Here is a 13,218-nt window from a genome sequence, read left to right on the forward strand (position 1 = left end):
GAAAGAAGGCAAAGGCCGCTGCCCGGAGGCAGCGGCCTTCCCGGCACATCAATCTTCTTCGACGGCCGAGGTCTTGGTCTGGATGACCTTCTTGCCGCGGTAGAAACCATCGGCAGTGATGTGGTGACGCAGATGCACTTCGCCGGTGGTCGGGTCGGTCGACAGCTGCTTGGCGCTCAGGGCGTCATGCGAACGGCGCTGGCCGCGGCGGGACGGGGTAACACGGGATTTCTGGACAGCCATGGGATTGCTCCAAACTCGGTTCGTTTTGCTTCGTCGTTTCGTCGCACAGGACGCCAGCGCCCAGCACACTTTTCGCTTTCGCCGCAGCCGCCGACGACAACCGGCTGCTATTGTTTCTTCAATGCCGCCAACGCCGCAAACGGGTTGGCCTTCTTTGTTTCTTCTTCGCTCGGCGCCCAGTCCTTGTCGACTGCTTCACCGTCGGGCGACAGCGGTACCACCGGCACCGCCAGCACCAGCTCGTCCTCGACCAGATCCAGCGGCTTCAGCTGGCCATCTTCCGGCACCAGCAACGCCTCGTATTCCTCCGGCAGGGACGATTCCTCGTCCTCGTCGCGGATCAGGCCAAGCCTCTGGGTCACCTTCACCGGCAACAGGAATCGCTGCATGCTGCGCTGACAGGTCAGCGGCAACGCGGTGTCGATGGTCAGTTCCACATAGGATACCCGCAAGACGTCGTCGCGACCGAATTCAAGCGAGTAGACGCACTCGCCGTCGGTATCTGCGACCAACCCCTGCAGGCGGGTCAATTCAGCCAGGGAGACCTGACCGTCGAAGCGCCTTCGCGCTACAACCATCCGCCAGGCATCCAGCGTTTCGGGCACGTTCGCGGACATAAGCCGCTGAATACTAAGGATCGGGGCGGCGGCTGTCAAATGCCCGCCATACAGGACTTGCCGCTGGCGCTGCAGACGGGCCAGACTGCTTCGCCCTGCCCCGGTATTGTCGCATGTCACTGGTCCTGGCCTCCACGTCCCGCTACCGCCGTGAACTGCTGCAGCGGCTGGGCCTGCCCTTCGACTGCGCGCGCCCTGAGGTGGATGAAACCCCGTTGAACAACGAAGCGCCCTTGGCCCTGGCCACCCGCCTGGCCGCCACCAAGGCGGTCGAGGTGGCGTGCCGGCATCCCGGCGCGTGGGTGATCGGCTCGGACCAGGTCGCGGACCTGAACGGCCAGCCACTGGGCAAACCGGGTACGGTCGAGGCCGCCTGCGCACAGCTGGCGGCGATGTCCGGGCAGACCGTGCACTTCCATACCGCCGTCTGCCTCAGCCGTGATGGAGCATCATTCACGGCCACCGATCTGACCGAGGTCCGCTTCCGCGCACTGGAACCGGACGAGATCGCCCGCTACGTGGCCACCGAACAGCCGCTGGACTGCGCCGGCAGCTTCAAATGCGAGGGCCTGGGCATCAGCCTGTTCGACGCCATCGACAACCGCGACCCGACCGCGCTGATCGGCCTGCCGCTGATCACGCTATGCGGATTGCTGCGCAGGGCAGGTTTCGCGGTGCCGTGAACGGTAGAGCCGAGCCCATGCCCGGCTGTTTTTTTGAGGCTGCCTGCATCTGAAGCAGAAGCAGCCGAGCATGGGCTCGGCTCTACAGGACCAGAGGACCTCAACGAACCTCGAACGGCTGCTCCTGCCACGCCTCCACGCTGCCATCGCGGCCATGCAGGCGCAGCCCGAGCCAGTGCTTGCCCGGAGCCAGCGTGGTGGTATCCAACGATGCGTCGAAGCCCACCGCCGGATGCTGCGGATCGGTACTGTCCGGCCAGGTGTGGCGCACGTCGAACACACGCCCGTAGCGGGCATCACCGATGGAGCGGCCATCGACCAGCACTTCAACCCGCGCCAGGCCGACGCCATCCTTGAACGCCCAGCCCTTGATCGCGAGCGTGCCGGACACCTTCTCGCCGTTGGACGGCGCATCCAGCCACGCCATCGCCGGCGTCACGCACGGCCCTTGCGCGCGCTGCACCGGCAGGCGGAACAACAGGAAGCGCTGGAATCCGTGATCACTGCTGACCACGCGTGGCGCAGGCAGCGGCCCCACCTGATCGCAGATGACGTGATAGCGCGCCAGCAGTTCGCGATAGCGCTGGTCGCTGGGTGACAGCACCAGCAGCATCGGCGCCGTGCGCTCGCCCTGATGCAGCAGGCCCCACTGTGCCAGCTGTGCGGTGCGGCCATGCTTGTCATTGAGCGGATGCGGCAGCACCTCGATGTTGCCATTGCCCAGCTGGAAACCCAGTTCAGCGCCGACCTTGAAGTTGCCGGCCAGCACGCGTGTCCCTTGCGGCATCTGCCGCAACTCCTCGCGCACCGCTACCGCCAGGGGTTGCCAGCCGGCGAAATTGCGCGGGTAGTACTTGCTGCCGGCCACCTGCTCGCGCAGTGCCGGCGTGGAGGCCATCAGGTAGTAGCCGAAGGCCAGCACCATGCCCGCACCGGCCAACCACCAGCCGGTGCGGCGCAGCCAGCGCGGCCAGCCGTTGAGCACCACCGGCACCGCCACCAGCAGTGCGAGGTAACCCGGCAGCGGCCAGTGGAAACTGATCCGCTCGACGTCAGTAAAGAAGCCGAGCACGAAAATGCCCAGCGTGGATACGCCGCCCACCAGGCCGAAATAGCGCCACTGCACGCGCGCGCCGCCACCGCTCCGGGTTCCTGCCAGCGCCACCTTCCACATCGCCATGCACAGGATCGGCGTCACCAGCATCGGCTGGATCACCAGGAACCACAGCCCGCCCCATTCGAAGGCCCAGGGATGACGCTCGACCACCTGGAATTTCAGCCCGGCATCGTGGTTGTCCGCATTCCACGCCAGCAGTGGCAGCCACGCCAGCACGCCCACCGCCAACGCGACCCATACGCGCGGATCGGCCAGCATGCGCCTCCCCTGCGGCAATGCCAGCAGCGCAATGAAACCCACGCCGATGACACCGATGAAGCGGTAATGGCTGAGCGCACCGATCAACAGGCCCAGCGCCAGCTTCATCGCCGAGGAGGCATCCACGTTGTGCAGCAGGCGCGCGCCGGCATGCAGGCAGATCACCGCCGCCAGTGCCATCGGCACGTCCGGCACCGCCAGCAGGCCCAGCGTCGCCGACAACGGCATCAACAGCGTGAGGCTGCCCGCCTGCCAACCGGCCACGTTGCCGAACCAGCGCGTGGCCGTGCGCACCACCAGCAGCGGCAGCAGCGCACCGATGGCCAGGAATGGCAGGCGCAACGCGAGCACGTGATGGCCACCGATCTCAACGCCCAGCCGGGCCAGCCACGCGGTCAGCCCGGGCAGGTCCGAATAGGCTGCGGCCAGATGCTGGCCTTCCTGCCAATAGAACGCTTCGTCGACGAACAGCGGCAGGCGCGCGGCAACGATCAGCTTGGCCGCTGTGACCAGCGTCCATAACCAGAGAAATATCGTCCGTGCGCGCTGTTCGCCTTGCATTGCTCTATGGATAATCGAGTGGATTCCAGATCTGAGACGATCATGCCAGCCTCGTCCCCCAATCCCAGCATGCTAACCGATCAATTGCGTCAGGCCCTGCGGGAGGCACAGGATCAGGTCAACGCACTGGTGCTGGGCAAGGTGCCGGAAGTCAGGCTGGCCTTCGTCGCATTGCTGTCCGGCGGCCACCTGCTGATCGAAGACCTGCCCGGCCTGGGCAAGACCACGCTGGCGCATGCGCTGGCCAGCAGCCTGGGCCTCAGTTTCCAGCGCGTGCAGTTCACCTCAGACCTGTTGCCCGCCGATGTGCTGGGCGTGTCGGTGTATGAAGCCGGCAGCCGCCAGTTCCAGTTCCACCCAGGCCCGGTATTCACCCACGTACTGCTGGCCGACGAGATCAATCGCGCCCCCCCGCGCACGCAGAGCGCGTTGCTGGAAGCGATGGCCGAGCAGCAGGTCACCCTGGACGGGCAGACGCACCCGCTGCCGGACCCTTTCTTCGTCATCGCCACACAGAACCCGGTGGACCTGTCAGGCACCTTCCCGCTGCCGGATTCACAGCTGGATCGCTTCCTGCTGCGGCTGGCGATGGGCTATCCCAGCGCCCAGGCCGAGCGCGAGCTGCTGCGTGGCAGCGACCGCCGCGACCTGATCGCGCGGGCCGTGCCGAAGCTGGATGACACCCAGGTGCGCACGTTGCGCGACGCGGTGAACCAGGTGCATGCCAGCGACGCGCTGATCGACTATGTGCAGGCCCTGCTGACCCGCAGCCGCCAGCACGCAGGCGTGCGCGTCGGCCTGTCGCCGCGTGCCGGCCTGGCGCTGCTGCGTGCAGCCAGAGCACATGCACTGCTGCTGGGTCGCGGGCATGTGGTGCCCGAGGACGTGCAGACGCTGTTCGTCGCCGTGGCCGGCCACCGGTTGGTGGCGGAAGCCGAATCCAGTTCAGGGCCGGCATTGGCACGCGCGATCCTGCAGACCGTCGCGGTGGATTGAACGTGGCCACACGCTGGGCACGCATGCAGCTGCTGGCTCGGCCGCGCAGGCCCGAAGCCTTGCCGAAGCGACTGGATCGCCATCGCATCTATGTGCTGCCCACCCGCTTCGGCCTGTTCGTTGCAATCCTGCTGGCAGCCATGCTGCTGGGCGCGCTGAACTACAACAACAATCCCGCCCTGCTGCTGGCCCTGCTGCTGGCGGCAGCGGCAATCGCCAGTGCCATTGCCGCGCATCTCCAGTTGTCCGGCGTACAGATCGACGCGATCTCCGCCGAGCCGGTACCGGCCGGGCAACCCTTGCGCCTGCGCGTGGACCTCTCTCTGCGGGATCCGCGTGCGCGGCACGGCCTTCATCTCCAGCTGGGCGACAGCCAGGCCTGGACCTCGCTGCCTGCACACGGCCGTGGTGAAGTGGAACTGGAGGTTCCCAGCGAACGCCGGGGCTGGCTGGAGCTTCCACGTATCCGCCTGTCCACGACCCAGCCCCTGGGCCTGGTGCGGGCGTGGTCGTGGGTGTGGCCGGAACAGCCGCTGCTGGTCTACCCACTGGCCGAAGCCCTGGCGCCTGCACTGCCGGAGAGCGGCAGCGATCCGCTGCATACCCGTGCCCACGCCAGCGGCGAGGAACTGCATCAGCTGCGCCCCTACCGGGCGGGCGATGCGCCGCGCAGCATTTCCTGGAAGCACTCGGCACGCCGCGACAGCCTGCTGGTGCGCGAGTACGAAAAACCGGTCGGCATTGAAGTAGTCCTCGACTGGCGCGCATTGGCGCCGCTGGGCCAAGAAGCACGCATCGCTCGATTGGCGCGCTGGGTGGATGTAGCCGAGCGCGAGGGCCGCCGCTACACCCTGTTGCTGCCTGCACACCCGCCGTTCGGGCCCGGACAGGGCGCCAGCCACCACCACCTGTGCCTGCGCGCGCTGGCGCTGATGCCGCATGACTGAGACCCCGGAGCTGCTCGACCGCAACGCCCGCAACTGGACCCTGGCCAGCGCGGCGCTGGCTCTGTTGCCGCTGCTGCTGCAGCTGCCGCCACTGCTGGCGGGCGTGATCGCGCTGGCGGCGATTTTCACCGCCGCCCTGTCGCGGCGGACAGTGCTGCCGATGCCGGTGCGCCTGCTGCTGGTGCTGGCCATGCTCGGCGCCATCGTCTGGCAGATGGGCATGGTGCGCCCAGGACGCGACACCGGTTGCGCGCTGCTGGCCGCGATGCTGGCGATCAAGTCCAGCGAGCTGCGCAGCCTGCGTGATGCCCGCAGTCTGCTCGGCTTTGCGCTGTTCTCGCCCTTTGCAGCATTCCTGCTCGACCAGGGGCCGCTGACAACAGCACTGGCCGCGCTGGCCGGGGTCAGCGCACTGCTCGCCCTGCAACGCCTGGCCCAGGATGAAGGCCATGCTGGCCGCCTGCCGTTGCACGGGCAGCTGCGTGGTGTCGGCCGCCTGCTGGCGATCGGCCTGCCGCTGGCATTGGCCTGCTTCTGGCTGTTCCCGCGCCTTGCCACGCCACTGTGGGGCGTTCCCGAGCGCGCCGTGGGTACACCGGGGCTGTCCGACAGCATGGAACCCGGCCAGTGGCTGGACCTGATGGCCGACGACACCCCGGCGTTGCGCGTGCAGTTCTTCGGTGCCCCACCCGAGCCGGCGCAGCGCTACTGGCGCGGCCCTGTACTGACCGCCTTCGATGGACGGCGCTGGACACGCGAGCCTGCGAGCGCGCGGCGACCTGCTGCGGTGGTTGAAGCCGGTACACAGGGCTGGGATTACCAGATCGACTACGAGCCGACTGACCGCCGCCAGCTTGTGGCGCTGGACCTGCCCAGCGGTGCGCCTGCGGGCAGCATGCTGGATGCGGACATGAGCCTGCGCAGCGAACGCCCGCTGGCCTCGCTCAGCCGCTGGCGATTGCATTCGGCCCCTCCACGGCAGTTCGACAGCACGCTGTCGCCCCTTCTGCGCCGCGCGACGCTGCAGCTGCCGGCCGGCTTCAACCCGCGCACCGCCACCCTGGCCCAGCAATGGCGACAGGACGCCGGCGGTGATGACGAGGCCATCGTGCGCCGCGCGCTGCAGTGGATCACCACGGATTTCTCGTACACGCTGGATACCCCGGCGGCGGGGCGCGACCCGATCGACGAGTTCCTGTTCGGCTACAAGGCCGGCTTCTGTGAACACTTCAGCTCGGCTTTCGTGGTGCTGATGCGCAACGCGGGTGTACCCGCGCGGGTGGTGACCGGTTTCGCCGGCGGCACCCGCAACCGCATCGGCGACTACTGGGTGGTGCGGCGGATGGATGCCCACGCCTGGGCCGAGGTGTGGCTGCCGCAGCGCGGCTGGGTACGGGTAGACCCGACGGCGGCCGTGGCACCGGAACGCATCCTGGACACGCTGGACGACCGCCTGCAGGCCGGCACGGACACACCACTGCGACAGCGGTGGCTGCAGCTGGGCCAGATGGGGGATTGGCTGCGCCGCGGCTGGAACGATCTGGTGCTGTCCTTCGATGCGCGCCGCCAGCAGCAACTGCTCAAGCCTTTCGGGCTGGACGATCTGGGTCCCGGGCAGCTGGTCGCCGGCTTCGTCGTGGCCGCCCTGCTGGCACTGGCGTGGATGGCCTGGCTGCTGGCCCGCGGCGAGCGCGAACGCGACCCGCTGCTGCGCGCCTGGCATCGCCTCGGGCGACGCTACGCCCGCCTCGGCCTGGCCCGAGAACCGCACGAAACCGCACAGCACTGGGCACAGCGGGTTCACCGGCAGCGACCCGACCCGACCCTGCTCGCGCTCAGCCAGCGTTTCGCCGACGCGCGCTACGCTGGAACTTGCAACGACCTCGCCTCATTATTGCGGGACCTGCGCAGGCATCGCCCGACTTCCGGAGCCTCCCCATGAACACCAAGTTCCTCCTCACCGCTGTGGCCACGCTGGCCCTGTCGGCCTGCGCCACGGCCCCGAAGCCGCTGCAGGGACAGTTCAGCCTGGTCTCTCCTCGCGACTCGGTCGCTACCCAGCAGGTCGGCACGCCGGTCCGTTGGGGCGGTCGCATCATCGAAACCAAGCCTGGCCAGGGCGAGACCTGCTTCCAGATCATCTCGCGCCCGCTCAATGGCAGTGGCCGCCCGAACACCACCTCGTCCGATGCCAGCGACGGCCGCTTCATCGCCTGCCGTGCCGGCTTCTACGACCCGGCGGTGTTCGAGGCCGGTCGTGACGTCACCTTCATCGGCAAGATCGACGGCTACCAGAACACCCGCATCGGCGAGTACGACTATCGCCTGCCGAAGCTGGCGGCCGATGTCATCTACCTGTGGCCGGAACAGCGCCAGGTCGATGTGGTGCCCTACCCCTATGGCCCGTGGGGTCCGGGTCCGTGGGGCCCTTACTGGGGCGGCTATGGCCGCTGGGGCTGGTGGTGATCGCCACCGCACAGGCATGACGGAAAGGCCGCCCTCGGGCGGCCTTTTTCATCCACGCATGGCGTGGACAGGGGCTTCAACGCCCAGGCGCACCGAAATGCCCCAGCGGTGCCCCCGCCAGCAGGTGCATATGGATATGGAACACGGTCTGCCCGGCATGCTCACGGCAGTTCATCACGATGCGGTAGCCGTCCTGCGCGAAGCCCTCGCGGCGCGCGTACTCGGCAGCGGCCAGGGCCAGTTTGCCGATCAGGTGCGCCTGCGAGGGCTGCAGGTCATCCAGGGTCGGAATGATCTCGTTCTTCGGGATGAACAGCACATGCACCGGCGCCTGCGGTGCGATGTCCTTGAAGCCCAGCACCTCGTCATCCTCGTAGACGATGGTGGCCGGGATCTCACGACGGATGATCTTGCTGAAAAGGGTTTCGTTGCTCATGGTCGGCCTCGGCGGAGATGTCTCCCGCATTGTAGGCCGCCCACGCCCGGCCACGTCCGGCCGTTGCTCAATCGCGGAATTCGCTGCGCGTACCGAACGCGTGCGACAGCGTGCCACGATCAACGTATTCAAGCTCGCCGCCCAGCGGCAGGCCCTGCGCCAGGCGGCTGGGCTGTACCTTGCGTGCGCGCGCCAGCTGCGCCAGGTAATGCGCGGTGGCCTCGCCCTCGACAGTGGCGCTGGTGGCGATGATCAGCTCCTGCACCTCGCCTTCGGCCAGCCGTCGCTCCAGCTGCTCCAGGCCCAGTTCGCGCGGGCCGACGCCATCGAGCGGCGACAGTCGCCCCTGCAGCACGAAGTAGACACCGCGGAAGCCGGTGGCGTTTTCGATGGCCAGGCGGTCGGCCGGCGATTCGACTACGCACAGCTGGCTGCGCTCGCGGCTGCCGTTGGCACAGGTCGGGCACAGCTCGGTTTCGCTGAAATCGCGGCACTGCGCACAGTGGCCGATGCGCTCCACCGCCAGCGCCAGTATCTGGGCCAGGCGCTGGCCACCTTCGCGCTCGCGCTCTAGCAGGTGGTAGGCCATGCGCTGCGCCGTCTTCTGGCCCACGCCAGGCAGCACCCGCAGCGCGTCGATCAATTGTTCAAGCAGGGGTGCGGACACGGCGGTGTGCTTTGATGGCGTCGAGCAAGCTCGACAGCTACGTGTAGAGTCGAGCCATGCTCGACTGAGGGTTGCAGCGGGCGCCTGCAGCAGGCGCCCCGCCAAGAATCAGAACGGCAGCTTCATGCCCGGCGGCAACTGCATGCCAGCGGTGGCCGAACCCATCTTCGACTTCGACTCGGCATCGATCTTGTTCGAAGCATCGTTGAAGGCGGCGGCGATCAGGTCTTCCAGCATCTCCGGGTCGCTGGTCAGCGACGGGTCGATGCGCACCTTGCGGCATTCCTTGGCGCCGGTCAGGGTCACGCTGACCATGCCGCCACCGGCACTGCCGGTCACTTCGATCCTTGCGATTTCTTCCTGGGCCTTCTGCAGGTTCTCCTGCATCTTCTGGGCCTGCTGCATCAGTTGGGCGATGTTGCCGCGCATAGTCTCTTACTCGTCAAAAGAACGGATGGAATCGGAAACAACCCGGGCACCGTGCTGTTGGATCAGCACCTGCACCTCCGGATCGTCCATGAAAACAGCCTCTGCCACCTGCTGCCGCTCACTACGCTGGCGGTCGGCACGCTGATGCAGGGTCTCGGCCGGAACGTGCTCGATCTCCACGGTCTCGACCACGATCTTCGGGGCCTGGCCAAGGGCTTTCTCCAGCATCTCGCCCAGGGCGGCCAGCGCACGCTCAGAGCGCAGGTACTCAAATCCGGGCGAAAGGCCCAGTTTCAAGGTCCCGTGCTGGCAACTGATGAAGGCAGCGTTGGCCGCCAGCTGCCGCGACGGGCCGCTGAGGCCGCTGTTGGCCACCAGATCCAGCCAGTCCTCGGCCGTGGCCAGGTCGCTGACACCTTCCAGCGGCGCGGTCCCCTGCACTGGCGCGGGCTCGGCCGGCGCGATGGCAATGCCTTCAGTGCGGAACGGGCGCTCGGGCGGTGCAGGCTCGCTGGGAGCCACGACGGGAGCCGGCGGCTCATGCCAGGGCGCGACCATGGCGGCGTCTGGCCCCGCCATCTCGGCCGCCAGCGCCTCGTCACGCGCCTCGGTTTCGTCGGTGGCCCACGGCGGCAGGTCGTCGCCCGCTTCCGCTTCAGCAGCCGGTGGAGCGGCCTCGGCCTTCATCGGCGGCGGCTGCACAGGCTCTTCCACCGGAACCGGCTCGGGCTCCGGCGTCGGGTCCGGTTCGGGTTGCGGGGCCGGCTCGGGTTCGGGTTCAGGTTCGCGCGGCGCGGCCTGCACCGGAGCGGCCACCTGCGCCACCACGGCCGGGCTTGCCGAAGCGGCGGCAGTCGCCGGCATCGCTTCGTGGGTACCCGCCCCGGTGCCACCACCGGCAGCATTGCCACCCGGCGCATTGCCTGCACCATCCACCGACTTCGGTACCGGCGGGACTGCTACGGCCGGGCGGAATGCCAGCATCCGCAGCACGGCCATTTCGAAACCTGCGCGCGGGCTCGGCGCCAACGGCAGGTCGCGGCGGCCATTCAGGGCCATCTGGTACCAGAGCTGCACCACTTCCGGGCGCAGGCGCTCGGCGAATGCGACGGCGTCCAGGCCTTCGGCAGCGGCCGCACCCGGTACCAGCTGCTGCACCTGGATGCGGTGCAGGCCTTCGGCCAGCGCTTCCAGCACGCCACTCCAGTCCGGTGAGAATTCGGCCAGCGCGGCCACCACCTGCAGCAGGCGCGGCCCATCGCCCTCGGCCAGCGCATCGAGCATCGCCGCCACCTGGGTGCGATCGACCGTGCCCAGCATGGTGCGTACCACGTCCTCGCGCAGTGCGCCGCCGGCATAGGCGATCGCCTGGTCCAGCAGCGACAGGCCGTCGCGCAGGCTGCCGTCAGCGGCCTTGGCCAGCTGTACGATGGCACTGCCGTCTGCCTCGATCTCTTCTGCCGCCAGGATGCGCGTCATCTGGCCCTGGATCTGATCCTCGTCCAGGCGCTTGAGGTTGAACTGCAGGCAGCGGCTGAGCACGGTGACCGGCAGCTTCTGCGGGTCGGTGGTGGCCAGCAGGAACTTCACGTGCTCCGGCGGTTCTTCCAGCGTCTTCAGCAGCGCATTGAACGCCGCCTTGGACAGCATGTGCACTTCGTCGATCAGGTAGACCTTGTACTTGCCGCGCGACGGCATGTACTGCGCGTTCTCGATCACCTCGCGCACGTCATCCACGCCGGTGTTGGACGCGGCATCGATTTCCAGCAGGTCGATGTAGCGGCCAGCGTCGATGTCCAGGCAGGCCGCGCACTGGCCGCACGGGTCGGCGCTGGTGCCCTGCTCGCAGTTCAGCGACTTGGCGAAGATGCGCGCGATGGTGGTCTTGCCCACGCCGCGGGTACCGGTGAACAGGAACGCGTGGTGGACACGGCCGCTGTCCAACGCGTTGCTGAGCGCACGGACCACGTGTTCCTGGCCCACCAGCTCGGCAAAACGCTTCGGACGCCACTTGCGGGCAAGGACGAGGTAGGACATCAGGCCACCGTTTTCCATCGGATGTTCCATTGTGCCATGCCTGTCCAGCCCCCTCGCCAACAATGCGCCCGGATGCGTCCGTGATCTGGGCGCTTGTGTCCGGCCGCGCCGCCCGCTAGAATCTGCGCCCCTGCTGAGGCGTTTGCCGGTGGCAGGGATCCGGAGAGGTGTCCGAGTGGTTGAAGGAGCACGCCTGGAAAGTGTGTAAGCGTCTAAACCGCGCTTCGGGGGTTCGAATCCCCCTCTCTCCGCCAGACAAACGCAAAAGGGCCGCCCACAGGGTGGCCCTTTTGCGTTTGTCTGGCGGATGGGATGGGTAGTGAGAAGCCCCGCCGGGGTTCGACGGTTCTGCAGGAGCAGAACCGGACAGCCGCAGGCTGGTCCCGGGGCGCAACGCGCATCGGGATCGGGTGCAGGGATGCACCCGACAATCCCCCTCTCTCCGCCAGATATAATGAAGAAGCCGCCCAGTGGGCGGCTTTTTTATTTTGGCTGGCGGCAATCGCCGCAGGCACTGCCGGACTGAACAGGCGCTGCCGCCGTGGCCGGTCCAACGGCCCGCCCGCCGACGGCGCGCGATCGGCCGCGAGTCATCTGCGCCGGAGCAGTCCCCGCACGCAGGCGCCGACGAACGCCAGCCCCAGCAGCACCCACACGACCGTCATTCCCCACAACGCACCGAACGTATCCAGCACCGGCTCCAGCCGCAGTCGCGCCGGGTCGTACAGCACGCGTACCGGCTGCCCAGGCTCATAGCCGAAAATCATGCCGCCCTGCGGGTACGAGATGCGTTGGCCGGTCGCGGTGGTGAACGCGACCTGCGGATGCGATCCGCCGGCGTTCAGGCGCTCGACCTGGCCATCAACGGCCTGCGCGACCTCCAGGAACTCAAGACGATGCGTCACCTCGAGGGCGGCCACGGCAAGGCTCAACAGGCCCACCGCGCCAAACAGCAGACCACGCATGAGCTGGGCAGTCCGGGAAAGAGAAGGGTCGGGCGTCACTGGGCAGCTCCGTTGCAGGCAGGAAGACGAATGGGGCCGGCGGATCCTGCCGCGCGGTCAGTCCCATGTGTCGAAAGCATAGCCCGGAAGCCGCCGCGCCCCGCTGCACGCCATCGCGGCCGCATGCGCCTCGCCATTGCCCGCGAACGACGCACCCGCCTGGTACAGGCGCCTGCGTCCCGAGCACGGTCATTCGAGTGGGGAAAAGTCACCTGGAAAAGGATCGGCATCGCTCCATGTACCCTGGAACGCTTCGCCCTCTCCCAACGTCTGGACGGTTGAAATGCAGCCGGGCAACTCCATGGCATTTCCCATGAACCTCCGCCTCTACCGCCCCGCAGACGCCAGCGCCTGCCTGTCGATGTTCGACAGCAACGTGCCCACCTATTTCGCGCCCGAAGAGCGCAGCGACTTTGAACGCTTCCTGCGCGAGCAGGCCATGGACTGTGCATTCCAGGTGATCGAGCGCGATGGCAGCATCGTGGCCTGTGGCGGCCTGTCGCGACGCGGCGACGGCAGTGCCGGCTTCTGCTGGGGCATGGTGCAGCGCGCGCTGCACCGGCAGGGACTGGGCCGCGAACTGGCGCTGGCACGCCTGCGCCAGGCCGAAGCGGATCCGTCGATCAAGCGCATCACGCTCAGTACCAGCCAGCACACCCAGGGCTTCTATGCCGGGCTGGGCTTCCAGGTGACGCGGATCGTGTCCAATGGCCACGGCGCCGGGATCGACGCCGTGGAGATGGAGCGGAGGGTCTAG

At 67.7% G+C, this 13,218-nt stretch carries 14 protein-coding genes and 1 tRNA gene; 7 read left to right on the plus strand and 8 right to left on the minus strand.

All coding sequences use genetic code 11. The annotated features are described in order from the left end of the window. Nucleotides 1–48 precede the first annotated feature (48 nt). Both rpmF and VG543_RS03470 read right to left on the minus strand, forming a co-directional pair. Entirely contained in the window at nucleotides 49–243 is a 195-nt protein-coding gene (rpmF, locus tag VG543_RS03465) for a 50S ribosomal protein L32 (protein WP_005408308.1), read from the minus strand. 107 nt (nucleotides 244–350) lie between these two features. Next, on the minus strand, nucleotides 351–860 hold the full coding sequence (locus tag VG543_RS03470; RefSeq protein WP_019659501.1) for a YceD family protein: 510 nt from the start codon (nucleotides 858–860) through the stop codon (nucleotides 351–353). 113 nt (nucleotides 861–973) lie between these two features. Here VG543_RS03470 and VG543_RS03475 point away from each other — a divergent pair, with 113 nt between their 5' ends. Further along, nucleotides 974–1,543 carry a Maf family protein gene (locus VG543_RS03475; RefSeq protein WP_019659502.1) on the plus strand — a complete coding sequence of 190 codons (570 nt, stop codon included), beginning with the start codon at nucleotides 974–976 and terminating at the stop codon, nucleotides 1,541–1,543. A gap of 100 nt (nucleotides 1,544–1,643) precedes the next feature. Here VG543_RS03475 and VG543_RS03480 read toward each other — a convergent pair whose 3' ends face one another. Continuing rightward, entirely contained in the window at nucleotides 1,644–3,479 is a 1,836-nt protein-coding gene (locus VG543_RS03480) for a glycosyltransferase family 39 protein (protein WP_423177742.1), read from the minus strand. Between the two features lie 42 nt (nucleotides 3,480–3,521). Between VG543_RS03480 and VG543_RS03485 the strand changes: the two genes are divergently transcribed. Genes VG543_RS03485 through VG543_RS03500 form a run of 4 tightly spaced genes read left to right on the plus strand, consistent with a single transcriptional unit; the run spans nucleotide 3,522 to nucleotide 7,888 of the window. Next, nucleotides 3,522–4,475 (plus strand): AAA family ATPase, encoded by a 954-nt coding sequence (locus VG543_RS03485; protein WP_021202627.1) that lies wholly within the window; start codon nucleotides 3,522–3,524, stop codon nucleotides 4,473–4,475. A 23-nt stretch (nucleotides 4,476–4,498) separates the two neighbouring features. Then, nucleotides 4,499–5,422, plus strand: a complete 924-nt coding sequence (locus tag VG543_RS03490) for a DUF58 domain-containing protein (protein WP_032955142.1) — start codon at nucleotides 4,499–4,501, stop codon at nucleotides 5,420–5,422. Then, the gene (locus tag VG543_RS03495; protein WP_262214649.1) at nucleotides 5,415–7,364 is read left to right on the plus strand and encodes a transglutaminase TgpA family protein; all 1,950 of its coding nucleotides are present in this window, start codon (nucleotides 5,415–5,417) and stop codon (nucleotides 7,362–7,364) included. Before VG543_RS03490 ends, VG543_RS03495 begins: the two co-directional genes overlap by 8 nt. Continuing rightward, entirely contained in the window at nucleotides 7,361–7,888 is a 528-nt protein-coding gene (locus VG543_RS03500; RefSeq protein ID WP_019659507.1) for a Slp family lipoprotein, read from the plus strand. Before VG543_RS03495 ends, VG543_RS03500 begins: the two co-directional genes overlap by 4 nt. Nucleotides 7,889–7,964: 76 nt before the next feature. Here the strand turns inward: VG543_RS03500 and VG543_RS03505 are convergent, their stop codons facing one another. From VG543_RS03505 to dnaX, 4 genes are all read right to left on the minus strand, one after another. Further along, the gene (locus tag VG543_RS03505) at nucleotides 7,965–8,324 is read right to left on the minus strand and encodes a histidine triad nucleotide-binding protein (protein WP_005408300.1); all 360 of its coding nucleotides are present in this window, start codon (nucleotides 8,322–8,324) and stop codon (nucleotides 7,965–7,967) included. 67 nt (nucleotides 8,325–8,391) lie between these two features. Next, a complete protein-coding gene (gene recR / locus VG543_RS03510; protein ID WP_019659508.1) occupies nucleotides 8,392–8,991 on the minus strand; it encodes a recombination mediator RecR in 600 nt (199 codons plus the stop codon). 108 nt (nucleotides 8,992–9,099) lie between these two features. Next, a complete protein-coding gene (locus tag VG543_RS03515; RefSeq protein WP_019659509.1) occupies nucleotides 9,100–9,420 on the minus strand; it encodes a YbaB/EbfC family nucleoid-associated protein in 321 nt (106 codons plus the stop codon). A 6-nt stretch (nucleotides 9,421–9,426) separates the two neighbouring features. After that, nucleotides 9,427–11,475, minus strand: a complete 2,049-nt coding sequence (dnaX, locus tag VG543_RS03520; protein WP_134734705.1) for a DNA polymerase III subunit gamma/tau — start codon at nucleotides 11,473–11,475, stop codon at nucleotides 9,427–9,429. 143 nt (nucleotides 11,476–11,618) lie between these two features. On the opposite strand from dnaX, the gene VG543_RS03525 reads away from it, so the two are divergent. Continuing rightward, a tRNA-Ser gene (locus VG543_RS03525) sits at nucleotides 11,619–11,711 on the plus strand. A gap of 336 nt (nucleotides 11,712–12,047) precedes the next feature. Here VG543_RS03525 and VG543_RS03530 read toward each other — a convergent pair. After that, nucleotides 12,048–12,422, minus strand: a complete 375-nt coding sequence (locus tag VG543_RS03530; protein ID WP_021204514.1) for a DUF3592 domain-containing protein — start codon at nucleotides 12,420–12,422, stop codon at nucleotides 12,048–12,050. A gap of 352 nt (nucleotides 12,423–12,774) precedes the next feature. Here VG543_RS03530 and VG543_RS03535 point away from each other — a divergent pair, with 352 nt between their 5' ends. Then, on the plus strand, nucleotides 12,775–13,218 hold the full coding sequence (locus VG543_RS03535) for a GNAT family N-acetyltransferase (RefSeq protein WP_058979454.1): 444 nt from the start codon (nucleotides 12,775–12,777) through the stop codon (nucleotides 13,216–13,218).

The sequence above is a fragment of the Stenotrophomonas sp. CASM101 genome (genome assembly GCF_049384845.1).
In the GTDB taxonomy this organism is placed as follows: domain Bacteria; phylum Pseudomonadota; class Gammaproteobacteria; order Xanthomonadales; family Xanthomonadaceae; genus Stenotrophomonas; species Stenotrophomonas hibiscicola.